22 protein-coding genes are annotated in these 26,043 nt (G+C 64.9%); 17 read left to right on the top strand and 5 right to left on the bottom strand.

All coding sequences use genetic code 11. The features are described 5' to 3' along the window. The first annotated feature begins 71 nt into the window (after positions 1-71). Complete coding sequence (locus EN857_RS10705; protein WP_127282587.1) at positions 72-794, top strand: XRE family transcriptional regulator; 723 nt, start codon at positions 72-74, stop codon at positions 792-794. A gap of 38 nt (positions 795-832) precedes the next feature. Here EN857_RS10705 and EN857_RS10700 read toward each other — a convergent pair whose 3' ends face one another. The 4 genes from EN857_RS10700 to EN857_RS10685 all read right to left on the bottom strand — a co-directional run bounded on the left by EN857_RS10700 (position 833) and on the right by EN857_RS10685 (position 4,716). Continuing rightward, a complete protein-coding gene (locus EN857_RS10700) occupies positions 833-1,873 on the bottom strand; it encodes a DUF3445 domain-containing protein (RefSeq protein ID WP_127311185.1) in 1,041 nt (346 codons plus the stop codon). A gap of 9 nt (positions 1,874-1,882) precedes the next feature. Further along, positions 1,883-2,848 carry a PDR/VanB family oxidoreductase gene (locus EN857_RS10695; RefSeq protein WP_127282585.1) on the bottom strand — a complete coding sequence of 322 codons (966 nt, stop codon included), beginning with the start codon at positions 2,846-2,848 and terminating at the stop codon, positions 1,883-1,885. Beyond that, a complete protein-coding gene (locus EN857_RS10690; protein ID WP_127392723.1) occupies positions 2,845-3,441 on the bottom strand; it encodes a dimethylamine monooxygenase subunit DmmA family protein in 597 nt (198 codons plus the stop codon). Before EN857_RS10690 ends, EN857_RS10695 begins: the two co-directional genes overlap by 4 nt. Before the next feature lie 141 nt (positions 3,442-3,582). Further along, entirely contained in the window at positions 3,583-4,716 is a 1,134-nt protein-coding gene (locus tag EN857_RS10685) for an aminomethyltransferase family protein (protein ID WP_127392722.1), read from the bottom strand. Positions 4,717-4,993: 277 nt separating this feature from the next. Here EN857_RS10685 and EN857_RS10680 point away from each other — a divergent pair, with 277 nt between their 5' ends. The 16 genes from EN857_RS10680 to EN857_RS10605 all read left to right on the top strand — a co-directional run bounded on the left by EN857_RS10680 (position 4,994) and on the right by EN857_RS10605 (position 22,582). Continuing rightward, entirely contained in the window at positions 4,994-5,281 is a 288-nt protein-coding gene (locus EN857_RS10680; protein ID WP_127282582.1) for a hypothetical protein, read from the top strand. Positions 5,282-5,286: 5 nt separating this feature from the next. Next, a complete protein-coding gene (locus tag EN857_RS10675; RefSeq protein WP_127282581.1) occupies positions 5,287-5,664 on the top strand; it encodes a hypothetical protein in 378 nt (125 codons plus the stop codon). A gap of 15 nt (positions 5,665-5,679) precedes the next feature. Beyond that, positions 5,680-5,841 carry a hypothetical protein gene (locus EN857_RS10670; RefSeq protein ID WP_127282580.1) on the top strand — a complete coding sequence of 54 codons (162 nt, stop codon included), beginning with the start codon at positions 5,680-5,682 and terminating at the stop codon, positions 5,839-5,841. Positions 5,842-5,855: 14 nt separating this feature from the next. Continuing rightward, a complete protein-coding gene (locus tag EN857_RS10665) occupies positions 5,856-7,256 on the top strand; it encodes an amino acid permease (protein ID WP_127282579.1) in 1,401 nt (466 codons plus the stop codon). 46 nt (positions 7,257-7,302) lie between these two features. Beyond that, a complete protein-coding gene (locus EN857_RS10660) occupies positions 7,303-7,992 on the top strand; it encodes a hypothetical protein (RefSeq protein ID WP_127393061.1) in 690 nt (229 codons plus the stop codon). After that, a complete protein-coding gene (locus EN857_RS10655) occupies positions 7,989-8,318 on the top strand; it encodes a hypothetical protein (protein WP_127393062.1) in 330 nt (109 codons plus the stop codon). Before EN857_RS10660 ends, EN857_RS10655 begins: the two co-directional genes overlap by 4 nt. Positions 8,319-8,402: 84 nt before the next feature. Beyond that, the gene (locus tag EN857_RS10650) at positions 8,403-9,299 is read left to right on the top strand and encodes a glutamine amidotransferase family protein (protein ID WP_127393063.1); all 897 of its coding nucleotides are present in this window, start codon (positions 8,403-8,405) and stop codon (positions 9,297-9,299) included. 4 nt (positions 9,300-9,303) lie between these two features. Further along, a complete protein-coding gene (locus EN857_RS10645; protein ID WP_126056045.1) occupies positions 9,304-10,035 on the top strand; it encodes a GXGXG domain-containing protein in 732 nt (243 codons plus the stop codon). Between the two features lie 6 nt (positions 10,036-10,041). Further along, positions 10,042-11,370: an FMN-binding glutamate synthase family protein gene (locus tag EN857_RS10640; protein ID WP_126056046.1), complete on the top strand. Its 1,329-nt coding sequence runs from the start codon at positions 10,042-10,044 to the stop codon at positions 11,368-11,370. A gap of 62 nt (positions 11,371-11,432) precedes the next feature. Continuing rightward, on the top strand, positions 11,433-12,740 hold the full coding sequence (gene glnT / locus EN857_RS10635) for a type III glutamate--ammonia ligase (protein WP_127393064.1): 1,308 nt from the start codon (positions 11,433-11,435) through the stop codon (positions 12,738-12,740). Positions 12,741-12,834: 94 nt separating this feature from the next. Continuing rightward, positions 12,835-14,088: a sarcosine oxidase subunit beta family protein gene (locus EN857_RS10630; protein WP_135858528.1), complete on the top strand. Its 1,254-nt coding sequence runs from the start codon at positions 12,835-12,837 to the stop codon at positions 14,086-14,088. 16 nt (positions 14,089-14,104) lie between these two features. Continuing rightward, on the top strand, positions 14,105-14,380 hold the full coding sequence (locus EN857_RS10625) for a sarcosine oxidase subunit delta (protein ID WP_127393066.1): 276 nt from the start codon (positions 14,105-14,107) through the stop codon (positions 14,378-14,380). Continuing rightward, complete coding sequence (locus tag EN857_RS10620; protein WP_245511293.1) at positions 14,380-17,364, top strand: sarcosine oxidase subunit alpha; 2,985 nt, start codon at positions 14,380-14,382, stop codon at positions 17,362-17,364. Before EN857_RS10625 ends, EN857_RS10620 begins: the two co-directional genes overlap by 1 nt. Next, entirely contained in the window at positions 17,357-17,980 is a 624-nt protein-coding gene (locus tag EN857_RS10615) for a sarcosine oxidase subunit gamma family protein (protein ID WP_135858526.1), read from the top strand. The genes EN857_RS10620 and EN857_RS10615 overlap by 8 nt, the downstream gene beginning before the upstream one ends. Before the next feature lie 272 nt (positions 17,981-18,252). Continuing rightward, positions 18,253-20,622 (top strand): aminomethyltransferase family protein, encoded by a 2,370-nt coding sequence (locus EN857_RS10610; RefSeq protein ID WP_135858524.1) that lies wholly within the window; start codon positions 18,253-18,255, stop codon positions 20,620-20,622. Positions 20,623-20,872: 250 nt separating this feature from the next. Further along, entirely contained in the window at positions 20,873-22,582 is a 1,710-nt protein-coding gene (locus EN857_RS10605; RefSeq protein WP_127282569.1) for an APC family permease, read from the top strand. 294 nt (positions 22,583-22,876) lie between these two features. Here EN857_RS10605 and EN857_RS10600 read toward each other — a convergent pair whose 3' ends face one another. After that, positions 22,877-26,023 carry an efflux RND transporter permease subunit gene (locus EN857_RS10600; RefSeq protein ID WP_135858522.1) on the bottom strand — a complete coding sequence of 1,049 codons (3,147 nt, stop codon included), beginning with the start codon at positions 26,021-26,023 and terminating at the stop codon, positions 22,877-22,879. Positions 26,024-26,043 lie beyond the last annotated feature (20 nt).

The raw sequence follows: 26,043 nt of genomic DNA, 5'->3' as shown, positions 1-26,043 counted from the left end.
ATTGCGCTCGTGTACCGGCAACGAATATGTTCACCTTGAGTGAAATAATTCCGTAGAATGCAGGGGGCGACATGGCCAAGAAGGCTTCCGATCTCAAGCACGGCGCCGGCGCCGCCAAGAGCAAGCCTTCGCCGAAGGCCGTGTCGGCCGACGGGCGCACGATCCGCACGCCGCTGACCCAGAACCCGCACGCCATTCGCGACACGCGCGAGAAGGTGCTTGAAGTGGCGATCGGGCGCGAGGTGCGGGCATTCCGCAAGAAGCTCGGCATCACGGTCGCCGATCTCGCCGTCGCCACCGACATTTCGCTTGGCATGCTGTCGAAGATCGAGAACGGCATCACCTCGCCGTCGCTGACCACGCTGCAGGCGCTGTCGAGGGCCCTCGGCGTGCCGGTCACCGCCTTCTTCCGCCGCTTCGAGGAAGAGCATGCCGCGGTCTTCGTCAAGGCCGGCGAAGGCCTCGATGTCGAACGGCGCGGCACGCGCGCCGGCCACCAGTACAATCTGCTCGGCCATATCGGCTCCAACACCAGCGGCGTCGTCGTCGAGCCCTACCTGATCACGCTGACCGAGGACTCGGACGTGTTCCCGACCTTCCAGCATGCGGGCATGGAATTCCTCTATATGCTGGAGGGCGAGGTGGTGTACCGGCACGGCAACAACCTCTATCCGATGAAGCCCGGCGACAGCCTGTTCTTCGACGCCGACGCGCCGCATGGGCCCGAACAGCTAACCCGGCTGCCGATGCGGTACCTGTCGATCATCTGCTATCCGCAGAGCAGCGCTGGGTGAATGGCCAATCTCCCCCCTCGTGGGGGAGATCGACAGCTTCAGTCCGGTCCAAATCCCGGGCTCGTCGGGCTGCCATCGTCCAGCTTCGACAGCCACTCGACCAGCGTCGGGCGGTAGCGGGTCAGGCCCTTGTAGGTGGCAAGCTCCTCGGGCAGGTCGCGGATGACGCGATGCAGGCGACGCGCCCATTTGGGCTGCGTCACCAGCTCGTCCATCTTGATCAGGTAGCAGCGGATCGGGAAGACGATGCCGTTCGAGCGCGGCAGCCGCCAGAAGCTCTGCAACTCGACGCGCAGATGCACCTTATCGCCGACATTCTCAGGCGTCACCGTCGCCCGGTCGGGACCCCATTTGTGGTAGTTCTCCGGGCTGGTGTCGAGGCGCGGATTGATGGTCATCGTCCAGTTGAGCCGTCGCGCCGGCTTGCCCTGCTGGATGTTGGTGAGGAATTTCAGCGCACGGATGAAGATGCCCTTCTCGTGCGCCAGCGGCACCGGCGCGTGCCATTCGAAGAAGTTCATGCCGATGTCGAAATCGAGCGACCAGTCGGCCTGGGTGGTGACCATGCCGGCATCCATCCACAGATTGCCGTCGCGCTGGTCGAGGATGCAGAAATCGCCCTGGCTCTGGCGGGTGATGTATTCCATCGGGCCATAGGGCAGCGTCGAGGTGTCGCCGAAGGTGAAGGTGTCGTCGATGCCGAGCGGCCGGTTGATCCAGCGCCAGCGGTCACCGTCGCGGGTCAGCGTGAAATGCTCGGGATAGCCGAGCGCCTGCTGCTCCATCAGCAGCTCGAGCAGGTCCCAGCCGGCCAGCGTCATATGCGGCAGCGACTGGCAGCGCAGCGGATCCTCGGCCAGAACCAAAGCGCGATCCTGCATCTCGGCGACATAGTGCTCATCGACGTCGATCAGGTTTTCCAGAACGCTGCCCTTCGGGCCGACGACGTGCGGCTCGATGTTGACGGCATACATGTAGCTGTCTTCGTTGAACGGGAACGGAAAGCGCCTGATGTGCTCCGGGCTGTTCCTGAACGTGTAGTCGTCCCGAAAGGTTTCCTTGCGAAAGGTGATGCCCAAGCTCGCCTCCTATCTTTCCAGGACCAGCGACTTGCCCTCGAAGCGCGAGACGCAAGGCATGATCTTGCAGCCGGAGCGATGGTCTTCCTCGCTCAGCCAGTGGTCGTTGTGGATGAACTTGCCGTCGGAAGAGATGACATTGGTCTCGCACTGGCCGCAGACGCCGCCGCGGCAGAGATAGGGCGGATCGACGCCGGCGGCCTCGATCGCCTCGAGCAGGCTCTGCTGCGAGCCGACGCGGATCGTCTTGCCGCTGACGGCCAGCGCCACATCGAAAGGCGCGCCGGGCTGCGGCGCCGCGAAATGCTCGAAATGCACCGTTTCCGACGGCCAGCCGAGAGCGGCGGCGCGGTCGCGCACCCAGTTGATCATGCCCGCCGGGCCGCAGACATAGAGATGCGTGCCGAGCGGCTGCGTCGAAAGCAGACGGTCGAGATCGATGCGCTCGTCGCGATCGTCATGGTAGAGTTTCACCCGGCGGTCGTAGCGCTGCTGCAGTATATCGGCATAGGTGCCGAGCGAAGCGGTGCGGCAGGTGTAGTGCAGTTCGAAATTGCCCCCGGACCCCGCCAGTTGCGCGGTCTGCGCCATGAACGGCGTGATGCCGATGCCGCCGGCCAGCATCAGGTGCTTCCTGGCTCTCAGGTCGAGCGAGAACAGGTTGACCGGATAGCTGATCACCATCTCCAGGCCGGGCTTGACCGACCTGTGCATGAACAGCGAGCCGCCGCGGCCGACATCGTCGCGGCGCACCGAGATCGTGTATTCGCTGGTATTGAGCGGCGAGCCCATCAGCGAATAAGGGTTGAGCCTGGTGCGGTCGCCGTCGCGCATCTCGACCACGACATGAGCGCCGCCTGAAAAGGTCGGCAGGAGTTCACCGTCGCGGCGGCGGAAATGGAAGCGGGTGACCAGGTCGTTGACGGGGACGACATCGCTGACGACGACGTCGAGCTTGGTGGTGCCGGTGCTCATCGGAAGACCTCCTCCATCGGAGGAATCTCTGAGCGATCCTCGGCATTGATGCAGACGCCCTGGAAGGCGGCGAGGCGCCGCGAATAGTGGTCGCGCACCAGAAGCAGCAGGCCGCAATGCGCGCAGGTTGCCGGCTGCGTCGTCACGTTCTCGGTGATGCCCTTGCAGTGCACGCACTGCATGCGGCGCGCCAGCGAGCCGCGATGCTCGGTCTGCATGGAGGTGTGGTCGATGCCGGCCTCGAGCGCCACCTGCATGGCCTGGCCGATCAGCCCTTCGGTGCCGCTAAGATAGAGGCGCAGGCCCATATGGGCGTTGGTCAGCGTCTGCCTCAATCGCGGCAGCAGGCTGGCGAAGGACGGCGGCAGATGGAGCTGTGCCGGCTTCAGCGCTTCGAGAGCGGCGATGTGCTTGCCGTCTGGAGCCGCAATGAAGACGATCTCGGCGCCGTCGAAGAAACCGGCCGGCGCCTTGCCGGCCATGTCGATGATCGCGAGCGCGCCTTCGGCATCCGCCACGAAAAGGTGGTGCTTGCCGGGCTGCGGAGACAGGGTTCCGTAAACGGGCCGGCTGATGATCGTCTTGGCTGCCATTCTTCCTTCGTGCCCTGGAGCGTTTCACCGTTTCACGGAAACGGCGAACCGCTCAATCTCCTTGTTTTGACGCAATTCCGGACGGAAAACCGTTCACACTTTTCCTGGAATTGCTCTCAACCCCTCCCCGTTGATAATGCCTCAGCCCTTGGCGGTGCGCTTGGTCTTTTTGGGATCATCGAACGGCAATGGCTGCGCCGTCGCCCTGATCGAGCCGCTCCTGTTGCGAATCTCGAGCCTGGTGTCCCTGACGGCGCAGTCGACGTCGAGGCGGGCGATGCCCATCGACTTCTCGACCAGCGGCGAATACATGGCGCAGGTGACGACGCCGACCTTCTTGCCGTCGCGATAGACCGGCGCGCCCTCGTCGGCCGGCTCCCTGCCGTCGAGCAGGACGCCGTAGATCTTGAAGCGCTCCTTGCCCTTCAGGCGATAGTGCTCCTCGGCGCCGCGGAAGCCGGTCTTGCCGGGGCTGACGGTGAAGTCGAGGCCGAGTTCCCACAGCGTGTCGCCGGGGCCTTCGCTCTCGAACGGATACTTTTGGGAATTGTCATAGGGATAGAACAGCAGGTAGCTCTCGACGCGCAGCATATCGAGCGTGGTGAAGCGGCACGGGATGATGCCGACGCCCTTCCCCTCGTCGAGGATCCTGTCCCAGATCGTGCCGGCATCCTGGCCTCGGCAGAAGATCTCGTAGCCGCGCTCGCCAGTGTAACCGGTGCGCGAGATCATGACGGGAAAGCCGAAGAGCTGCGTCTGCATGTGATGGAAGTAGTTGAGGTCGCGGATGCCCGGCACGTGCTTGGCCAGGTAGTCGACGGCGGTCGGGCCCTGCAGCGAGAGGTCGTGCAGATTGTCGTCGAAGCGTAGCGAGACGTCGCGGCCCGCCGCTGCGCGCTGCAACTCCTCATGGCCGGTGCCGGAGCCGTGCACGACCATCCAGCTGTTGGGGCTGATGCGGTAGATGATGCAGTCGTCGGTGAACTTGCCGGCCTCGTTCAGCATGCAGGCATAGGCCGACTTGCCGGGATAGATCTTCTCGACGTCGCGGGTGGTGGCGAGGTCGATGAGGTGCGCGGCGTGCGGCCCGGTGATGTGAACCTTCTTCAGGCCGGAGACGTCCATCAGGCCGGCCTTGGTGCGGATGGCGACATATTCCTCGTCGGCATCCTTGTCGTAGGTCCAGGCGGTGCCCATGCCGCTCCAGTCCTCGAGCTTCGAGCCGAGCGCGCGATGGCGGTCCGCCAAGGTCGAAAATCTCCAGGATGCCGTCATCCGATCGTCCTCCGTCAGAAAGTCATTGCTGTTCCCTGCTCCTTGGCTCGATGGCCGGAGCTTTGATCGAATATTGACCGCAAACGACGAAGCGCTGCAATCCCCTTGAAGCAAATAATTTCATTGTCAGGCAAATTTCTTGACATGGAACGAACGGTTCACAACGCCGAAATGCGGCTTGACAATTCCGGAATTCGGTCGGAATTTATGAAAAAAATTTCACTCTGTTGAAAGAGTGAGACGCCCGGCCGATGACGTCGAGAGAAGGGGAAAACCGATGTCCGACCTGCAGCAGCGCATCGAAGCGCTGTACCGTTCCGACGTGCGCGGATCCGCGCTCCTGATCATTTGCCTGTGGGCGACGATCCTCTTCGTCCTCATCATGACATGGCCATACATTCCGCACGCCGGCATCAAGCTGGTCGTCGCGGTCGCCGCCGGCGCCGTGCTGATCTTCAACACGGCCGCCATCCTGGCGATGGTCAACCACTACAAGGAAGACAAGGACTTCATCTACGGGCTCGACATCAAGAACGCCGACGCGTTCCGCAACCGCAAGGGGTAGACAGCATGTCCCGCTACAAGCCGCCGGAACAGAGCAAGGCCGGCCAGATCCTCGATATCGCTGTGGTCGTGGTCGCCATTTTCGTGGCGCTTTGGCTGCCGTTGAAGCTCGGCCTCGCCGGAGCCGCGAAGTCCATCGATCCGCTCGACGCCAAGACTTGGGACGCGCTTGGCCAGAATGCGACCATGGCGTCGATCTGGGAGAAGCTCGGCTACACGCCCGAGACCGCGCACGACATCATCCAGAACCGCTTCCACTATGTGATCGACTGGCCGACGCTGATCATCATGGCGGCGGTTCTGATCGGCTATTTCGTGTTCCTGTTCCGCGCATCGGACCGGGAATATCGCGAAGTCATCAACGAAAAGTTCGACGACAAGTAACCCGGGGACACGATCATGTGGATACCGCTGTCTTACGCCTGCTGGGGCATCTCGATCGTGCTCGCGCTGTGGATGCTCTACGACTGGTTCAAGGTCGATACGACCTATTCCGAGGAGGTGCTGACCTCCTCGCGCGAAGGCGAGCTTGAAGCCGTTTCCGAAAAGCACCGGATCTGAGTGGGGACTGATCGATGACGGTCGCGCTTGACAACACCACCACCATCCACGGCGACAGGGTCTCGCTGCTCCGGGTGCTCGGCCCCGCACATGTCTGGGCGCTCGGCGTCGGCATCGTGCTGGTCGGCGAATTCACCGGCTGGAATTTCGCCGCCGACAAGGGCGGCGCGCTGGCGGCGCTGATCGTCTGCTGGCTCGTCGGGCTGCTCTACACCTCGGTCGCCATGATCGATTCCGAGGTGACATCGACCGTCGCCGCCGCCGGCGGCCAGTATGCGCAGGCCAAGCACATCGTCGGGCCGCTGATGGCCTTCAACGTCGCGCTGTTCCTGGTCTTCGCCTACACGATGCTGGAAGTGTCGGACGCCATCCTGCTCGGCGACACGATCGTCGCCAAGGCCGGCGTCGAGGGCCTAACGCACAATTCCTTCATCGCCGCCACCATCGTGGTGCTGGCCTGGCTGAACTATCGCGGCGTGCTGATGACGCTCAACGTCAACTTCGTCATCACCGCGATTGCCTACATCTCGATCGTCATCCTGTTCTTCTCGGTGAGCCCGTGGACGCAAGGCGCGGTGCTGAAGCTCAACGAACTGGTGACGCCCAGCAATGCGCTGCCCTATGGCTGGATCGGCGTCATCGCCGCCTTCCAGTTCGGCATCTGGTACTATCTCGGCATCGAGGGCACCACGCAGGCGGCCGAAGAAGTGCGCTCACCGGCGCGCTCGCTGCCCTACGGCACCATGGCCGGCATGATCACGCTTCTGATCGCCGCTGCCATGACCTGGTATGTCTGCGCCTCGATGATGCCGTGGGAGTATCTCGGCATCACCTATTATCCGCTTTGGGACGCCGGCAAGCTGACGGGCAGCCCGCTGCTCGAGAACCTGCTGTTCATCGCGACGCTGCTGGCAGCACTTGCCTCGGCCAATGGCTGCATCAACGATGCCGCCCGTGCATGGTTCTCGCTCGGCCGTGACCGCTACCTGCCGAGCTGGTTCTCGGCGGTGCATCCGAGATACCGCACGCCCTACCGCTCGATCTTGTTCCTGCTGCCGATCGCGCTCGCCTTCGCCTTCATCGCCGACCTCAACCAGGCGATCACTTTCTCGATCCTGTCGGGCGTGCTGCAATACACCTTTATGAGCATCAACATCATGATGTTCCGCAAGAAGTGGCCACTGGGTTCCATCCGCCGCGGCTACACGCACCCCTTCCATCCGCTGCCGGCAATCGTGCTGTTCTGCCTGTGCGTGGTCACCTTCTTCGCCATCTTTCTCGGCTTCGGCTCGCAGCTGATCGCGATGACCATCTTCTATTTCCTGATCTCGCTGTGGTTCCACTTCTACCGTTACAAATTCGTGCGCCGCGGCGACCAGTTCACCATGCCGTGGCCGAAGCCGCAGGGCTATTGAGTGGAAAGAAAGCCCGCCGGCTGACGGCGGGCTCTGGCGTGTCGAGATGTCTGAGTTGACGTCAGTCTTGTTTGCCGGGGCGATTGCGCTTGCCGTCGTCGTCCACCTTGCCTGGCTCGCGCGCAAAAGCCGCAACCGGGCCGAGGCGGCGCTTGCCGCCGACACCGCCGGCATTCGCACCGTTGTTGCCGACGCCGTCGATATCTCCGACGGCACGGCTGGTGTCGCCATCTGGGCGGGCACCTGGAACGGGCTTCGTGTGCAGGTCCGCACCATCGTCGACACGCTGGCGACCCGAAAACTGCCGGCGCGCTGGCTCACCGTCACGGTCACCGAGCCTGTCGACGTTCCGGGAACTTTCGACATGATGATGCGGCCGGGCTCGGCGACCACGTTTTCCAATTTCGATCACCTTGGCCACACGCTGCCGAAGACCGCCGGCTTTCCCGTCGAGGCGGTACTGCGCACGGACCGCAAGGGAGTCGCCTTCCCGCAGGACGTGATCGCCGGCCATCTCGACATCTTTGCCGAGGGCCGGGCCAAGGAGCTGCTGGTCACACCGAAGGGCGTGCGCATCGTCTGGCTGCTGGCCGAGGCAGAGCGGGCGCGCTACGGCGTGTTCCGGCAGGCTGCGTTTGGCGACACGAAACTGGATCCGGCGCTGATCGAAAGGCTGCTGCAATCGGCCTCGACGCTTCGCGATGCCATCAACGAGCGCAAACGGCAGGCCGCATGACCGACAAAGCCAGTTCCCCCGCCTCGGCGAATCCGTATCTCGTGCTCGGTGCGGCGATCGTGCTGCCGGGGAGCGGACATGTCATGCTCGGCGTGCCGACGCGCGGGCTGCAATTCCTGTTCTTCATGGTGATCCTTGGCTGGGTGACCACCAAGGTGGCGGCACCGGACGCCAGCTTCGTCGGCCGTCATGCCGGCGGCTTCCTGATTTATGCACTGTCGATTCTCGATGCCTACAAGATGGCACGCATCCGCTACACGCAATGGGCTCATAGTGACCGCCGAAGCGATGACGGCGCGGCCGGCGGCGTAGAGCCGCACACGTAACTAGAGGAAAATTTTTTTCATATGGTTGAATTCTAATTCCTCATTCGGTACATCATTTGAGAGCCATAAACGTCGGAGGCTGACATGTGCGGAATCGTCGGACTTTTCCTCAAGGACAGGTCGCTGGAGCCCAAGCTGGGCGCGATGCTGTCGGAGATGCTGATCTGCCTCACCGACCGGGGTCCGGACAGTGCCGGCATCGCCATCTATGGCGCACCGGCCGGCAACGAGGCCAAGATCACCATCCAGTCGGCGAAACCGGAACACGACTTCCGCGGCCTCGACGCGGAGCTCGCCAAGGCGATCGGCGCGCCGGTGAGCGTCGCGGTCAAATCGACGCATGCGGTGATCAGGACGGCTCCGGACAAGGTCGACACCGCGCGTGAGGCACTGCAATCGCTTCGGCCCGATATCCGCATCATGGGCGCCGGCGAAGCGGTCGAGATCTACAAGGAGGTCGGCCTGCCGGAAGCCGTCGTCGAGCGTTTCGACGTGCGCTCGATGACCGGCACGCACGGCATCGGCCACACCCGCATGGCGACGGAATCGGCGGTCACCACGATGGGCGCGCACCCCTTCTCGACCGGAGCCGACCAATGCCTGGTGCACAATGGCTCGCTGTCCAACCACAACAATGTGCGGCGCGAGCTGGTCCGCGAGGGCATGAAATTCGAGACCGAAAACGACACCGAGGTGGCAGCCGCCTATCTCTCCTCCAAGATCGCGCATGGGAAGAACCTCGGCGAGGCGCTGGAGGGCACACTCTCCGATCTCGACGGCTTCTTCACCTTCGTCGTCGGCACCAAGAACGGCTTTGGCGTGGTGCGCGACCCGATCGCCTGCAAGCCCGCCGTCATGGCCGAGACCGACCAGTATGTCGCGTTCGGTTCGGAATATCGCGCGCTCACCAAACTGCCCGGCATAGACAATGCGAGGGTCTGGGAACCGGAGCCCGCAACCGTCTATTTCTGGGAGCACTGAGTTCATGCCGGCAACCAACGTATCCACCGCTCAGCGCGACCAGAGCCACGCCAGGGTGTTCGACCTTGCCGCACTGTCGCTGCGCGAGCTGAACCAGGCGCTGCATCAGCTGACCCCGGGCTCCAACGAGACGGCCTGGGAGGTGCTCAACCCCAAGGGCAGCCATTCGGTCGCCGTCGGCGTCGACCAGCCGGTCGCCATCGATGTGCGCGGCAGCGTCGGCTACTATTGCGGCGGCATGAATGCCGGCGGCGCCATCACCGTGCATGGCTCGGCCGGCCCCGGCGTCGGCGAGAACATGATGTCGGGCTCGATCGTGATCAAAGGCGACGCCAGCCAGTATGCCGGCGCCACCGGCCGCGGCGGCCTGCTGGTCATCGAAGGCAACGCGTCGTCGCGCTGCGGCATCTCGATGAAGGGCATCGACATCGTCGTGCACGGCAATATCGGCCACATGTCGGCCTTCATGGCACAGTCCGGCAACCTCGTGGTGCTGGGCGATGCCGGCGATGCGCTGGGCGATTCCATCTACGAGGCGCGGCTGTTCGTGCGCGGCAAGGTCGAGAGCCTGGGCGCCGACTGCATCGCCAAGGAGATGCGGCCCGAGCATCTGGAATTCCTGCAAGGCCTGCTCGACCGCGCCGGCGTGACCGGCGTCAAAGCTTCGGAGTTCAAGCGCTACGGCTCGGCGCGCAAGCTCTACAATTTCAATATCGACAACGCCGACGCGTATTGAGGCAAGATGACCTATCGCAACCCGCCGACGACGCCGCGCAAATCCGCGACCTTCGACGATTACACGCTCTCCGAAATCCGCCGCGCCGCGGCGACCGGCATCTATGACATCCGCGGCGCCGGCGCCAAGCGCAAGCTGCCGCATTTCGACGACCTCTTGTTCCTCGGCGCCTCGATCTCGCGCTATCCGCTGGAAGGCTATCGCGAGCGCTGTGACACCAGCGTGGTGCTCGGCACGCGCCACGCCAAGAAGCCGATCGAGCTGAAGATCCCGATCACCATCGCCGGCATGAGCTTCGGCTCGCTGTCCGGCCCCGCCAAGGAGGCGCTGGGACGCGGCGCGACGCTGTCCGGCACCTCGACCACCACCGGCGACGGCGGCATGACCGAGGAAGAGCGCGGCCATTCCAAGCAGTTGGTCTACCAGTACCTGCCGTCACGCTACGGCATGAACCCGCGCGACCTGCGCCGCGCCGACGCGATCGAAGTGGTCGTCGGCCAGGGCGCCAAGCCCGGCGGCGGCGGCATGCTGCTCGGCCAGAAGATCTCCGACCGCGTCGCCGAGATGCGCACGCTGCCAAAGGGCATCGACCAGCGCTCGGCGTCGCGCCATCCCGACTGGACCGGGCCCGACGACCTCGAGATCAAGATCCTCGAGCTGCGCGAGATCACCGACTGGGAAAAGCCGATCTACGTCAAGGTCGGCGGCGCCCGCCCCTACTACGACACCGCGCTCGCGGTGAAGGCCGGCGCCGACGTCGTCGTGGTCGACGGCATGCAGGGCGGCACCGCCGCGACGCAGGAAGTGTTCATCGAAAATGTCGGCCAGCCGACGCTTGCCTGCATCAGGCCGGCGGTGCAGGCGCTGCAGGACCTCGGCATGCACCGCAAGGTGCAGCTGATCGTTTCCGGCGGCATCCGCAACGGCGCCGACGTCGCCAAGGCGCTGGCGCTCGGCGTCGACGCTGTGTCGATCGGCACGGCGGCGCTGGTTGCGCTGGGCGACAACGATCCCCGCTGGGAGGCGGAGTACAATGCGCTCGGCTCCACCGCTGGCGCCTATGACGACTGGCACGAAGGCCGCGACCCGGCCGGCATCACCACCCAGGACCCCGAGTTGATGAAGCGGGTCGACCCGATCGCGGCAGGACGGCGGCTGGCGAATTACCTGAAAGTGATGACGCTGGAGGCGCAGACGATCGCTCGCGCCTGCGGCAAGAACAGCCTGCACAACCTCGAGCCCGAGGATCTCGTCGCGCTCACCATCGAGGCGGCTGCCATGGCGGGCGTGCCGCTTGCCGGCACCAACTGGATACCAGGGAAGAACGGCTTCTAATCAATTGAAGGGCCAAGACCCAAATGCCTTGGGCCATGGCCGACAAAAAATGGGGAACTGGTGTGACTACTGATCTTGCAGAATTCGCAAGGGCGAAAAACGTCAAATATTTCATGATCTCCTACACCGACCTGTTCAGCGGGCAGCGTGCGAAGCTGGTGCCGGCACAGGCGATCGCCGACATGCAGAAGGACGGCGCGGGATTTGCCGGCTTCGCCACATGGCTCGATCTCACCCCGGCGCATCCGGACATGCTGGCGGTGCCGGATCCAGCCTCGGTCATACAGTTGCCGTGGAAGCCGGAGGTCGCCTGGGTCGCCGCCAATTGCGTCATGGACGACAAGGAGGTCGGCCAGGCGCCGCGCAACACGCTGAAGCGGGTGATCGAAGAGGCCGCCCGCGACGGCATGCATGTCAAGACCGGCGTCGAGGCCGAGTTCTTCCTGATCTCGCCGGACGGCAAGGCGATCTCCGACGAATACGATACCGCCTCAAAACCATGCTACGACCAGCAGGCGGTGATGCGCCGCTACGACGTCATCGCCGAGATCTGCGACCACATGCTGGCGCTGGGCTGGGGCCCGTACCAGAACGACCATGAGGACGCCAACGGCCAGTTCGAGATGAACTGGACCTTCGACCATGCGCTGGCGACCGCCGACAAGCACTCGTTCTTCAAATTCATGGTGAAGTCGATTGCCGAAAAGCACGGCCTGCGCGCGACCTTCATGCCCAAGCCCTTCCAGGGCCTGACCGGCAATGGCTGCCATGCGCATATCTCGGTGTGGGACGAGACCGGCAAGACCAATGTCTTCGCCGACAATGCGATGGAGCTCGGCCTCTCGGCCAAGGGCAAGAATTTCCTTGGCGGCATCATGAAGCATGCCTCGGCGCTTGCGGCCATCACCAACCCGACGGTCAATTCCTACAAGCGCATCAATGCGCCGCGCACGATTTCTGGCGCGACCTGGGCACCGAACACGGTGACCTGGACCGGCAACAACCGCACCCACATGGTGCGCGTGCCAGGCCCGGGCCGTTTTGAGCTGCGCCTGCCCGACGGTGCAGCCAACCCGTATTTGCTGCAAGCCGTCATCATCGCCGCTGGTCTCGATGGCATCCGCTCGAAGGCCGACCCGGGCAAACGCTACGACATCGACATGTACCAGTTCGGCCATACCGTGACGGACGCGCCGAAATTGCCCCTCAACCTGCTCGACGCGCTGCGCGAGTTCGACAATGACAAATCGCTGAAGGCGGCGCTGGGTGAGGAATTCTCGTCGGCTTATCTAAAGCTGAAGCAGCAGGAATGGAATTCCTATGCTTCGCACTTCACGCAGTGGGAGCGCGACCACACGCTGGATATCTGAAGCATCGGACCGAAAAGTGCGAAGCGGTTTTCGGACGAATCCGATGCGTTGAGGAAGACCACCAGCGCGACGCGAGCGATCTCGGAATGACCTTATGAAATATTCGATCTTCTCGCTCGCCCGCGCCGCCCTCTCCGGCCACAAGAACTGGCAGCGCACCTGGCGCGACGCCAGCCCGAAGGACCGCTACGATGTGGTGATCATCGGCGGCGGCGGCCATGGGCTGGCGACGGCGTGGTTCCTCGCCAGCGAGTTCGGCATCCGCAACGTCGCCGTCCTCGAAAAGGGCTGGATCGGCTCCGGCAATGCCGGCCGCAACACCACGATCATCCGCTCCAACTACGGCCTGCCCGGCAATACCGGCTTCTACGAGCTGTCGATGAAGCTGTGGGAGCGGATGGAGCAAGACCTCAACTACAATTCGATGGTCAGCCAGCGCGGCGTCATCAACCTCTACCATTCCGACGCCCAGCGCGACGCCTATGCGCGGCGCGGCAACACCATGCGCATCAACGGTATCGACGCCGAATTGCTCGACCTCGCGGCGGTCAGGAAAATGATGCCGTTCCTGAACTTCGACAATGCGCGCTTCCCCGTGCAGGGCGGGCTGCTGCAGCGGCGCGGCGGTACGGCGCGACACGACGCCGTCGTGTGGGGCTATGCACATGCGGCCAGCGCGCTTGGCGTCGACATCATCCAGAACTGCGAGGTCACCGGCTTCACGCGCGACACCAACGGCAAGGTGACCGGCGTCGACACCTCGCGCGGCCGCATCGGCGCCGGCAAGGTCGGCATGGCGGTTGCCGGCTCCTCATCGCGCGTCGCCGCGATGGCGGGCCTGCGCCTGCCGATCGAAAGCCACGTGCTGCAGGCCTTCGTCTCCGAGGCGATCAAGCCGCTGCTGCCCAATGTCATGACCTTCGGCGCCGGCCACTTCTATGTCAGCCAGTCGGACAAGGGCGGCCTGGTCTTCGGCGGCGACATCGACGGCTACAATTCCTACGCCCAGCGCGGCAACCTTCCGGTCATGGAGGATGTCTGCGAGGGCGGCATGGCGCTGATCCCTATGATCAGCCGCGTCAGGCTGCTGCGCCAGTGGGGCGGCATCATGGACATGTCGATGGACGGCACGCCGATCATCGACAAGAGCCCTGTCGAAGGCCTCTATCTCAATGCCGGCTGGTGCTATGGCGGCTTCAAGGCGACGCCCGGCTCCGGCCTGGTCTTTGCCCATCTCATCGCTCGCGACGAAGCGCACAAAGAAGCCGCGCGCTTCCGCCTCGATCGCTTCCAGCGCGGCGCGATGATCGACGAAAAGGGCCAGGGCGCCCAACCGAACCTGCACTGAAGGCGGCCAGGAAATCATGCGTATTGTCTGTCCCTTCTGCGGCGAACGCGAACTCGGCGAGTTCACCTATCTCGGCGACGCCAAGCCGCGACGGCCGGCGGCGGACGCGGGCGAAGAGGCCGTCTACGACTATGTCTACCTGCGCGACAACATCGCCGGCCCGATGAGCGAGCACTGGTATCATGGCGGCGGCTGCAGGGCCTGGCTGAAGGTCACCCGCAACACGCTGACGCATGAGATTTCGGCTGTCGTGCCCGCTGCTGGCGCCGGTGCGGCAAAGGTTGACGCGTGATGGTGGGCGGCGCGCAAACACACCGGCTGGCAGACGGCGGCCTCATCGACCGCTCGGTGCCGCTGAGCTTCCGCTTCGACGGCAAGACGCTGCTTGGCTTCCAGGGCGACACGCTGGCCTCGGCGCTGGTCGCCAATGGCGTCAAGCTGGTCGGGCGCTCGTTCAAGTACCACCGCCCGCGCGGCATCCTGACGGCGGGATCGGAAGAGCCGAATGCGCTGGTCGAATTGCGCAGCGGCGCAAGGCGCGAGCCCAACACCAAGGCGACGACGGCCGAGCTCTATGACGGTCTCGAGGCCGCCAGCCAGAACCGCTGGCCGTCGCTGCGCCACGATTTCCTGTCGGTCAACCAGCTGTTCGCGCCGATCTTCGTCGCCGGCTTCTACTACAAGACCTTCATGTGGCCGGCGAAGTTCTGGGAAGCGGTCTACGAGCCGGCGATCCGCCGCGCCGCCGGTCTCGGCCGCGCCGCTGGCATTGCCGATCCCGACCACTACGACAAGGCCTGGGCGCATTGCGACGTGCTGATCGCCGGCTCCGGTCCGGCGGGACTGGCGGCGGCTTTGGCGGCAGGCCGCAGCGGGGCGCGCGTCATCCTGTGCGAAGAGGATTTTGTCCCGGGCGGCCGCTTGCTTGCTGACGGCGGAACGATCGACGGCCTGCCGGCCGCCGAATGGATTGCCCGCACGCTGGCCGAGCTTGGCTCGATGCCCGATGTCCGCATCATGACGCGCACGACGCTGTTCGGCGTCTATGACGGCGGCACCTATGGCGCGATCGAGCGCGTCAACGACCATCTGCCAGTTCCGCCGGAGCACCAGGTGCGGCAGCGGCTGTGGCGGATCGTGGCGAAGCGCAGCATTGTCGCGGCAGGCGCCATCGAGCGGCCGATCGTCTTTGCGGGCAACGACACGCCCGGCGTGATGATGGCTTCCGCCATGCGCAGCTATGTCGGCCGCTACGCGGCAACGCCCGCAAAACGCGTCGCGCTGTTCACCAACAACGAGGACGGCTGGCGCACGGTCCAGACGGCGATTGGCGCCGGGCTGCAGGTCGCGGCGGTGATCGATGCGCGGCCGGATGTCTCGCCGGCGCATCGCACGCTTGCTTCGAAGAACGGCTTCCCGGTGCTCAACGGCTCAGTTGCCGGCGTCGACGGCGGCAAGGACGGTGTGCGCAAGATCGCCGTCTCGCTGACCGGCGGCGCGCGCGCCGAGGTCGACGCCGACGGGCTTGCCGTTTCCGGCGGCTGGAATCCTTCGGTTGGGCTGACCTCCTATCATCGCGGCCGGCCGAAATGGCGCGACGACATCGCCGCCTTCGTGCCGGATGGCGCGCCGCCCGGCATGGTCGCTGTAGGCGCCGCCAACGGCGCCTTCGGCCTCGGCGCTTGCCTGCGCCAAGGGTTTGAGGCCGGCGCCGCTGCCGCAAGCGATTGCGGGCGCGGCGGCACCGCAGGTTCAGCGCCGGTCGCCGACGACGAGGCCTTCTCGCTCACCCCGCTCTGGCACGTCGCCGGCAAGGGCAAGGCCTTCGTCGACCAGCAGCACGACGTCACCGCTTCCGACGTCGAACTGGCGCAGCGCGAAGGTTTCGAATCGGTCGAGCACCTCAAGCGCTACACCACGCTCGGCATGGCGACCGACCAGGGCAAGACCTCCAACATTGCCGGCCTCGCCATCATGGCCGCCGTCACCGGCAAGTCGATCCCGGAAACCGGCACGACGATCTACCGGCCGCCCTATGTGCCGGTCGCCATTGGCGCCTTCGCCGGCCACCATCGCGACGAGACCTTCCATGCGACGCGGCTGACGCCGTCACATCACTGGGCGGCGGAACAGGGCGCGGTGTTCGTCGACACCGGTTTATGGAAACGGGCGCAGTGGTATCCCCGCGCGGGCGAAAAGGACTGGCTGGAATCGGTGACCCGCGAGGTCAAGGGGGTGCGCGGCGGCGTCGGCTTCTGCGATGTCTCGACGCTGGGCAAGATCGACGTGCACGGTCCCGACGCCGGCGTCTTCCTCGACCGCGTCTACATCAACTCGTTCTCCAACCTCGCCGTCGGCAAGGCGCGCTACGGGTTGATGCTGCGCGAAGACGGCATCGTCTACGACGACGGCACGACCTCGCGGCTGGCCGAGCATCACTATTTCCTCACCACCACGACCGCCAAAGCCGGGCTGGTGATGCAGCATCTCGAATTCTGCCGCCAGGTGCTGTTCCCCGAACTCGACGTGCAGCTGACCTCGGTCTCCGACCAGTGGGCGCAGTTCTCCATCGCCGGGCCGAAGACCCGTGAGCTGCTTCGCGAAATTGTCGATCCCTCGGAAGACCTGTCGAACGAAGGCTTTCCGTTCATGGGCGCGCGCGAAGTCGCCTTGCGCGGCGGCATCAAGGCCAGGCTGTTCCGCATTTCCTTCTCCGGCGAAATGGCGTTCGAGATTTCGGTGCCGGCGCGTTACGGCGAGGCGCTGGTGCGCAATCTGATGATTGCGGGAAAATCGTTAGGCGTGACACCTTATGGCACCGAGGCGCTCGGCGTGATGCGCGTCGAGAAGGGCCATGTCGCCGGACCGGAGCTCAACGGCACCACGACCGCCGCCGATCTCGGCCTCGGCAAGATGATGTCGACCAAGAAGGATTTTATCGGCCGCGTCATGGCCGGCCGCGAGGCGCTGGTTGCGCCGGACCGGCAGGTGGTCGTCGGCGTCAAGCCCACCGACAAGGCGCGGCGGCTGCGCTCCGGCGCGCATGTCATTCCGAAGGGCGAGATCCCCGGCCCCGGCAACGACCAGGGCTATGTCACCTCGGTCTGCTTCTCGCCGACGCTCGACCAATGGATCGGGCTCGGGCTGGTCGAACGCGGCCGCGAGCGCATCGGCGAGATCGTGCGCGCGCACGACCCGCTGCGTGGTGAGGCGTACGATGTCGAGCTCTGCAATCCCGTCTTCTACGATCCGGAAGGAGGGCGCCAGCGTGGCTGAGTTTTCCTGGGATATCCGCAGCCCGCTCGACCGCACCCTCGTCACCGGGCCGTATGGCGAGCGGGGTGAAGCCGGCTTGTCGCTGACCGAGATCCGCAATTTCGACCTCGTCCAGGCGATGGCGCGCCGCGGCAAGGCGGCCGAGATGGCCGCGGCCGCGAAGGCCCGCTTCGGTGTCGCCGCGCCGGAAACGCCGAAGGCGGTCGGCAACGCCGACGCGACGCTGATCTGGTCCGGACCGGATCAGTTTTTCGTGCTGTCGAAAGGCGGCAGGCACGGGATTGAGGCGCTTGCCTCGGTCTTTGCCGGATCGGCATCGCTTTCGGACCAGTCGCATGCGCGGGCGTTGATCAGCGTATCCGGGCAGAGAGTGCGCGCGATGCTCGCCAAGCTGTCGTCGATCGATCTGCATCCCGATGTGTTTGCGGTGGGCTCCGCTGCTGCAACCTCGATGGATCACACCAGCGTCACGCTGTGGCGGGGCGGTGATCGCGGCGGACAGGCGGTGTTCAACCTGCTGGTGTTTTCGACCTTCGCCGAAAGTCTCTGGCACACCATTCTCGATTCGGCCGCGGAGTATGGCGTTACGATCGGCCATTCCGAGGAACTGGCGTAGCGCATGTGCGCGCACCCCTCCTTCTCCCCCTGGGGGAGAAGGTGGATCGGCGCGTTGGCGCCCAGACGGATGCGGGGTGCGCGACGGAGTGAGACCCTGGCGTTCCTTCGCGCACCCCTCACCCGTCGCCTTCGGCGACACCTTCTCCCACAAGGGGAGAAGGAGGAGCCGGCGCCATCTCCACCTTGCCAAATCCAACCCCGCTGCTATTCTTGCTGCTAAACTAATTTCACACACAGGCAAACTTGTTGCTCGAAACATAGGGTCGAGATGTGAGCCAGTCGCCCTACCCCGCCGTCGCCTCCGGGCCGCCCCGGCCGAGCCTGATCCTCAGGCCAGGCCAGATCGCGTTGCCGCCCGGCATCGAGCGCTACACCGTGCAGGGCAACGGCGCGGTGCTGCTCGACGTCGAGGCCGGCGATACGGTGAGCGTGCGCAATATCGAAGGCGGACAGGCCTGCGAGCTGTTGGCCTGGGGCAAGGACGGCGTCACCGATCCCGGCATTTTCGGCGAGGCCGCAAACAGCAACGCCGCAGGCATCAAGGCGCTGCTGGCGGATGGCGACGACAGCTTGTCGGCGCTGCGTCTCGGCCTGCAACGCCGCCAAGTTCAGCTTGAGCAACCGAAGGCCGTGCGCGTCTTCGGCGGCGCGACGCCCGCCGGCACCGAGCAAGGCTTCGCCGTGCAGCGCGATGGCGCGCTGCTGGTCGCGGCGCCCGGCGGGCCGATGCTGGTCGACGGCCACGACACCGCGACGCCGCTCAGCGTCATCGTGCGCCGCGCGACGATCCGGCTGAAGGCGAAGTCCGGGCTTGCCGATCCGCTCGCCGATCCGGTGCTCGATCTCAGGGTCCATTCGGCGACTGCCGAAGCCTATTTCGTCAAGGCCGGCGACTATCTGCAGATCATCGATGTCGACGGCCGCCAGTGCACCGACTTCCAGTGCTTCTCGGCACGCAAGCTGGACAAGGGCCGCGACCTGCCGCTCGACGTGACGACGACGCGCACGCTGATGGGCGCCGCCTATCCGATGCCCGGCCTGCACTCGAAATATTACGACCAGGACATGGAGCCGCTGGTCGAGGTGGTGCAGGACACTTGCGGGCGGCACGACGCCTTCGCGCTCGCCTGTGCCGCCAAATATTACGACGACATTGGTTATCCCGGGCACACCAACTGCTCGGAGAATTTCAACAAGGCGCTTTCGGACAAGGGCGTCACGCCCCGCGCCGGCTGGATGGCGATCAACTTCTTCTTCAACACGGCAATCGACGCGCATGGCATAATGGTGTCGGACGAGCCGTGGTCGCGGCCGGGCGACTATGTGCTGTTGCGCGCACTGACCGACATCGTCTGCGTCTCCTCCGCCTGCCCCGACGACACCACGCCCGCCAATGGCTGGAACCTCACCGACATCCATGTGCGCACCTATTCCGGCCAGCACAAATTCTCGCGCGCGATCGCCAGACGCATGACGCCCGATTCGGAACCGAAGATGACCCGAGAGACAGCCTTTCATTCGAGCTTTGCCATGCACACGCGCGACTTCGCCGAGTACAGGGGGTACTGGCTGGCCAACTCCTTCGCCAAAGAGGGCGCCATCGCCGAATACTGGGCCTGCCGGCAGGCGGCGGTGATCATGGACCTGTCGCCGCTGCGCAAGTTCGAGGTGACAGGGCCGGATTCAGAAGCGCTGCTGCAATACACGCTGACCCGCGACGTCAAGAAGCTCGGCGTCGGCCAGGTCGTCTATTCGGCGATGTGCTACGAGCATGGCGGCATGATCGACGATGGCACCCTGCTGAGGCTCGGCAAGGACAATTTCCGCTGGGTCGGCGGCGACGACCTGTCCGGCGAATGGCTGCGCGAGACGGCCAGGGAACTCGGCCTCAATGCGCTGGTGCGCTCGTCCACCGACCAGATGCACAACATCGCCGTGCAGGGCCCGAAGAGCCGTGACATCTTGAAGGAGGTCGTCTGGACCTCGCCGCTGCAGCCCTCGATCGGCGAGCTCGAATGGTTCCGCTTCGCGGTCGCCCGCATCGGCGGCGGCAACGGCGTTCCGGTGGTCGTCTCGCGCACCGGCTATACGGGCGAGCTCGGCTACGAGATCTGGTGCCATCCGCGCGACGCCGAAAAGGTGTTCGACGCCATCTGGGAGGCCGGCCAGCCGCATGGGCTGAAGCCGATGGGCCTGCAGGCGCTCGACATGGTGCGCATCGAGGCCGGGCTGATCTTCGCCGGCTACGAGTTCTCCGACCAGACCGATCCGTTCGAGGCCGGCATCGGCTTCACCGTGCCGCTGAAGACCAAGACCGACGACTTCATCGGCCGCGACGCGCTGATAAGGCGCAAGGAACATCCGCAGACGAAACTGGTCGGCCTCGACATCGATGCGAACATCCCTGTCGGCCACGGCGACTGCGTCCATGTCGGCCGCGCCCAGATCGGCGTCGTCACCTCCGGCATGCGCTCTCCGCTGCTCGGCAAGACCATCGCCCTGGCGCGGCTCGACGTCACCCATGCCGACATCGGCACTCAGGTCGAGGTCGGCAAGCTCGACGGCCATGCCAAGCGGCTGCCGGCGCGAGTCGTGGCCTTCGCGCATTACGACCCGCAAAAGACGAAACCGCGCTCCTGACGGCCGCCTCCAAGGCCTCATCCGACCGTCTTGATGGCGGCCGCAGTGGCGTCCGTGCCATGTTTCGCAAGCGTGATGTGCACGGCGCCACAAAACGCTTGACGTGAAAGCGCGTCGGATCAATCTTCACTGTTAAGAAAAAAATGCGACTGAGTGGAAACACTACAGCCGTTCGAAATGAGGCCGGGGGGAAGCTTCGCGCAGCCGAGGCACACCGGCGGGGAACAGCAAAAAAGGGGAATTCATACATATGAGCACAATGAGCACGGTCCTTGAGCAGCCTGCGGAAGGCAAGCTGCTCAGGCATATCGACTGGCGTGGCGCCTTCTGGGTGGCAAGCGGCGTTCCCGCCCTCGTCCTGTTCTCCATCGGCGGCATTGCCGGCACGACCGGAACCCTGGCTTTCGTGATCTGGACGGTGTCCATGATCATGGGCTTCCTGCAGTCGTTCACCTATGCCGAAATCGCCGGCTTGTTCCCGAACAAGTCCGGCGGCGCCTCGATCTACGGCGCCACCGCCTGGCTGCGTTACTCGAAATTCATCGCGCCGCTGTCGGTGTGGTGCAACTGGTTCGCCTGGTCGCCGGTGCTGTCGCTCGGCTGCTCGATCGCCGCCGCCTATATCCTCAACGCGCTGGCGCCGATCCCGGTCTTCAGCGAGACCTCGCCGGAAGTGGTCGCCTATATCGCCGCCCATGCCGGCACGGCGCCCGCCGATGCCATCGCGGCGGTGGCCGCAGCCGCGACGCCGGCGATCCGCACCTGGTCGCTGTGGGGCCATACGCTGGGTCCGGTGTCTTTTACCTTCAACGCCACCTTCTTCATCGGCGCGGTGCTGATGCTGATGATCTTCTCGATCCAGCATCGCGGCATCCTCGGCACGGCCAGTGTGCAGAAATATATCGGCCTGCTGGTCATCATCCCGATGCTGATCGTCGGCGTGGTGCCGATCTTCACCGGCCAGATCAACTGGGCGAACTTCTCGCCGCTGGTGCCGCTGGCGGCCGCCTACGCGCCCGACCCGGGAGCCTGGAACATCGCCGGCTGGACACTGGTGCTGGGCGGCATGTTCATCGCCGCCTGGTCGACCTACGGCTTCGAGACCGCCGTCTGCTACACGTCCGAGTTCAAGAACCCCGGCACCGACACGTTCAAGGCGATCTTCTATTCGGGCCTGCTCTGCATGCTGCTGTTCATCCTGGTGCCGTTCACCTTCCAGGGCGTGCTCGGCCTCAACGGCATGCTGGCGACGCCGATCGTCGACGGCTCCGGCGTCGCCGATGCGCTGGCCGGCATGGTCGGCGGCGGCAAGATCATCCACAGCCTGCTGGTCATGCTGATGATCCTGGCGCTTGTGCTCTGCATCATGACGGCGATGGCCGGCTCCTCGCGCACGCTCTACCAGGGCTCGGTCGACGGCTGGCTGCCGCGCTATCTCAGCCATGTCAACGAGCATGGCGCGCCGACGCGGGCGATGTGGACCGACCTCGTCTTCAACCTGGCCGTGCTGGCCATCGCCTCGGCCGACGCGACGAGCTTCTTCTTCATCCTCGCCGTGTCGAACTGCGGCTACATCATCTTCAACTTCCTCAACCTCAATGCCGGCTGGATCCACCGCATCGACAACGGCCACATCGCGCGGCCGTGGCGGGCGCCGACCTGGCTGCTCGGCATCGGCGCGATCTTCGCCTATGTCAACGCCGTCTTCATGGGCGCCGGCGCCAAGGTGTGGAACCCGATGGCGCTGTGGGCTGGCCTGATCACTGCGGCGCTGATCATCCCGGTGTTCTGCTTCCGTCACTACATCCAGGACGGCGGCAAGTTCCCCGACCATATGCTGGCCGATCTCGGCATGACGTCGGCCGACCTCAAGGTCAAGAAGGCGGGCGCCCTGCCCTATCTGACGCTGATCGCCGGCGTGGCGGTGATGCTGATCGCCAACTGGCTGTTCGTCATCTGACGCAGCGACCTGAGAACAAGATCGGGCGCGCCTCGGCGCGCCCGATCTCTTTTGTCCAACGGCCTCTCGTCAGCCAGCCCTGCGGATCGTCGTCTCCTCGAAGAACCGGTTCGGCGGCCGCTTCAGGCCGAGATTCTCGCGCAGCGTCGATCCCTCATACTCGCGCCTGAAGATGCCGCGCCCCTGCAATTCGCTTCACACTTTTCCTGGAATTGCTCTAGCGCGCCGGCCCGCGACGCAGATCGTCCGCCATCGACTCGTGGCGATGGCGGACGATCCGAGGTTGCCACCACCTTATTCCGCGGCCAGCGCCAGCTCCGGCTTTTCGTTGTTCTGCGTCAGTTCGGACTCCGGCCCCTTGTCCTCGACCCCGGCCTTCTTGCGCTCGCGGCCGAAGAACAGCGCGTAGCCTGCCGGCAGCACCAGGATGGTGAGCACGGTAGCGACGAGGATGCCGCCCATCATGGCGTAGGCCAGCGGCCCCCAGAACACGGCGCGCGAGATCGGGATCAGCGCCAGCACGGCGGTGAGCGCCGTCAGCATGATCGGCCGGAAGCGGCGCACGGCGGCGCCGATGATCGCCTCGGATCGCTCCATGCCGGCGGCGATGTCCTGATCGATCTGGTCGACCAGGATGATCGAGTTGCGCATGATGATGCCGAGCAGCGCGATCACGCCGAGGATGGCGACGAAGCCGAAGGGCGCGCCGCTGATCAGCAGCGCCGCGGCGGCGCCGATGATGCCGAGCGGACCGGTGGCCAGCACCAGCATCGCCTTGCCGAAATGCTGCAGCTGGATCATCAAGAGCACGACGATGATGGCCAGCATGATCGGCGCCTTGGCGGCGATCGAGGCCTGGCTTTCGGCCGAATCCTCCGCGCCGCCCTGGATCTCGACCTTGTAGCCGGGCGCCAAGCCGGCACGCAGGTCCTTCATGTCGTTGTACATCTTGGTGACGACGTCGTTCGACTGCACGCCGTCCGGCAGGGTGCCGCGCACCGTTATGGTCGGCAGGCGGTCGCGCCGCCACTCGATGCCTTGCTCCAGCACCGGAACGACCTTGGCCACCTGCGACAGCGGCACGAAACCGCCGAAATCGGTCGGGATGTAGACCGAATCGACCGAGGACAGCAGCTTGCGGCTCGCCTCCGGTTCGCGAGCGACGATCGAGACCGTCTCCTCGCCGTCGCGGAAATCGTCGAGCGGCGCGCCGGACATGGTGGCCTGCAGCATCTGGCGGATGCGCTGCGAGGTGACGCCGAGCGCGCGGGCGCGATCCTGGTCGATGACAAGCTTCATCGCCAGCACCGGCTCCAGCCAGTCGTCATGCACGGCGCCGAGCAGCGGGTTGGCGTGGAACTTCGCCTTCACCTCGTCGGCGATGCGGCGCACCTCCTGGCGGTCCGGGCCCATGACGCGCATTTGCACCGGCCAGCCGGTCGGCGGACCGAGGAACAGGCGGTCGACCTTGGACCGGATCGATGGGAAATCCTCGGCCAGGATGGTGCGCAGCTTGACGATCAGCCGCTCGCGCGCCGGTTCGTCCTTGGCCATCACCAGGAGCTGGGCGAAGTTCGGATTCCTGAGCTGCTGGTCGAGCGGCAGGAAGAAGCGCGGCGCGCCCTCGCCGATATAGGTGGCGATGAAGCGCTTGTCCGGATCGTCCATCATCTTGCCTTCGAGCGCCTTGGCCTGCGTCTCGACCTCCTTGATCGAGGTGCCTTCCGGCAGCCAGAGGTCGACGAGGATTTCGGGCCGGGAGGACTGCGGGAAGAAGTTCTGCGGAATGAACTGGAACGCCCACAGGCTGGTGGCGAAGGTGACCAGCGTCATCACCAGCACGATGATGCGATGGCGCACGGCCCAGCCGACGGTCGCGCGCAGGCGGCGGTAGAAGCGCGTGTCGAAGACATCGTGATGGCTGCCGGCATGCTTGCGCTGCTTCAGGATCATGTGGCCGAGCCACGGCGTGAAATAGACCGCCACGAACCAGGATACGACCAGCGCGATGCCGACGACGTAGAACAGGGTGCGCACATATTCGCCGGCGGTCGAGGCGGCGAAGCCGACCGGGATGAAGCCGGCGGTGGTGATGAGCGTCCCGGTCAGCATCGGGAAGGCGGTCGAGGAATAGGCGAAGCTCGCCGCCTCGATCTTGACCAGCCCCTCCTCCAGCTTGCGTTCCATCATCTCGACGACGATCATCGCATCGTCGACGAGCAGGCCGAGCGCGATGATCAGCGCGCCGAGCGAAATGCGCTGCAGGTCGATGCCGAGCTCGTACATGATGGCGAAAGTGGCGGCGAGCACCAGCGGAATGGCGATGGCGATGACCAGGCCGGAACGCCAGCCGATCGACAGCAGCGAGACGGCCAGCACGATCAGCAGCGCCTCGCCGAGCGCCTCCATGAACTCCTTGACGGCATCGCGGACGACCTCCGGCTGGTCGGAGATCTGGTCGACGGCGACGCCGTAGGGCAGGCCTTCCTCGAAGCGCTGGTAGGTCGCCTCGACATCCTTGCCGACGTCGGTGACGTTGAAGCCCTTGGCCATGACGACGCCGAGCTGAACGCTCTCATGGCCGTTGAAGCGGTACTTGCGCTGGAACGGATCCTCCAGCCCCGAAGAGACTGTGGCGATGTCGCCGAGCCGCGTCACCTGGCCGCCGGCGCGCAGGCGCAGTTCCCTGATGTCGGCGGCCCTGGTGACGTCGCCCTCGACCGAGATGCGCACCGAGCGCTGTCCGGTGTCGACCGAGCCCGCCGGATCGACATTGTTCTGGCCCTTGATCGCGTTCTGCAGGTCGGTCAGCGTCAGGCCGCGCTCGGCCAGCGCCTTCGACGAAACGTCGATATAGATCTTCTCGGGCTGGTCGCCGATGATTACGGCCTTCTCGACGCCCGGCGTCGTCAACAGCATATCGCGCGCCTGGATGGCGAACTTCTTCAGCTCCGGATAGCTGTAGCCGTTGCCGCTGATCGAATGCAGCGTGATGAAGGTGTCGCCGAACTCGTCGTTGAAATACGGGCCGAGCAGCCCCTGCGGCAGGTCGCTGGCGATGTCGCCGACCTTCTTGCGCACCTGGTAGAAGGCGTCCTTCACCTGCTCGGCATTGGTGTCGCCTTTCACCTGCAAGGTGATGATGGCGCTGCCGGCGCGCGTATAGGAGCGCACGAAATCGAGATGCGGCGTTTCCTGCAGCTTGCGCTCGATCTTGTTGACGACCTGGTCCTCCATCTCCTGGATCGAGGCGCCCGGCCAGACGGCCTGGACGACCATGACGCGGAAGGTGAAGTCAGGATCTTCCTTCTGGCCCATGCGCATCAGGCCGAGCGCGCCGGCAAGGATGATCAGGCCGAACAGGAAGCGCGCGATGCTGGGGTGGCCGATCGCCCAGCGCGAAAGATTGAAGGGCCGCTTCTCAGTGCTGTCGGTGGTCATCGGCGTCAGTCCATTCCGAT

The sequence above is a fragment of the Mesorhizobium sp. M4B.F.Ca.ET.214.01.1.1 genome (assembly GCF_004791545.1).
Taxonomy (GTDB): domain Bacteria; phylum Pseudomonadota; class Alphaproteobacteria; order Rhizobiales; family Rhizobiaceae; genus Mesorhizobium; species Mesorhizobium abyssinicae.
Note: the sequence above shows the minus strand (reverse complement) of the source record. Positions and strands in the feature narration are given on the sequence as shown.

Coding starts and splice junctions, on each gene's coding strand:
- EN857_RS10650 (WP_127393063.1), top strand. CDS start 8,403: ATGTGCGGAATCGTCGGACTTTTCCTCAAGGACAGGTCGCTGGAGCCC.
- EN857_RS10685 (WP_127392722.1), bottom strand. CDS start 4,716: ATGACGGCATCCTGGAGATTTTCGACCTTGGCGGACCGCCATCGCGCG.
- EN857_RS10620 (WP_245511293.1), top strand. CDS start 14,380: ATGGTGGGCGGCGCGCAAACACACCGGCTGGCAGACGGCGGCCTCATC.
- EN857_RS10600 (WP_135858522.1), bottom strand. CDS start 26,023: ATGACCACCGACAGCACTGAGAAGCGGCCCTTCAATCTTTCGCGCTGG.
- EN857_RS10665 (WP_127282579.1), top strand. CDS start 5,856: ATGACGGTCGCGCTTGACAACACCACCACCATCCACGGCGACAGGGTC.
- EN857_RS10680 (WP_127282582.1), top strand. CDS start 4,994: ATGTCCGACCTGCAGCAGCGCATCGAAGCGCTGTACCGTTCCGACGTG.
- EN857_RS10705 (WP_127282587.1), top strand. CDS start 72: ATGGCCAAGAAGGCTTCCGATCTCAAGCACGGCGCCGGCGCCGCCAAG.
- EN857_RS10655 (WP_127393062.1), top strand. CDS start 7,989: ATGACCGACAAAGCCAGTTCCCCCGCCTCGGCGAATCCGTATCTCGTG.
- EN857_RS10660 (WP_127393061.1), top strand. CDS start 7,303: ATGTCTGAGTTGACGTCAGTCTTGTTTGCCGGGGCGATTGCGCTTGCC.
- EN857_RS10645 (WP_126056045.1), top strand. CDS start 9,304: ATGCCGGCAACCAACGTATCCACCGCTCAGCGCGACCAGAGCCACGCC.
- EN857_RS10605 (WP_127282569.1), top strand. CDS start 20,873: ATGAGCACAATGAGCACGGTCCTTGAGCAGCCTGCGGAAGGCAAGCTG.
- EN857_RS10690 (WP_127392723.1), bottom strand. CDS start 3,441: ATGGCAGCCAAGACGATCATCAGCCGGCCCGTTTACGGAACCCTGTCT.
- EN857_RS10625 (WP_127393066.1), top strand. CDS start 14,105: ATGCGTATTGTCTGTCCCTTCTGCGGCGAACGCGAACTCGGCGAGTTC.
- EN857_RS10640 (WP_126056046.1), top strand. CDS start 10,042: ATGACCTATCGCAACCCGCCGACGACGCCGCGCAAATCCGCGACCTTC.
- EN857_RS10695 (WP_127282585.1), bottom strand. CDS start 2,848: ATGAGCACCGGCACCACCAAGCTCGACGTCGTCGTCAGCGATGTCGTC.
- EN857_RS10670 (WP_127282580.1), top strand. CDS start 5,680: ATGTGGATACCGCTGTCTTACGCCTGCTGGGGCATCTCGATCGTGCTC.
- EN857_RS10630 (WP_135858528.1), top strand. CDS start 12,835: ATGAAATATTCGATCTTCTCGCTCGCCCGCGCCGCCCTCTCCGGCCAC.
- EN857_RS10675 (WP_127282581.1), top strand. CDS start 5,287: ATGTCCCGCTACAAGCCGCCGGAACAGAGCAAGGCCGGCCAGATCCTC.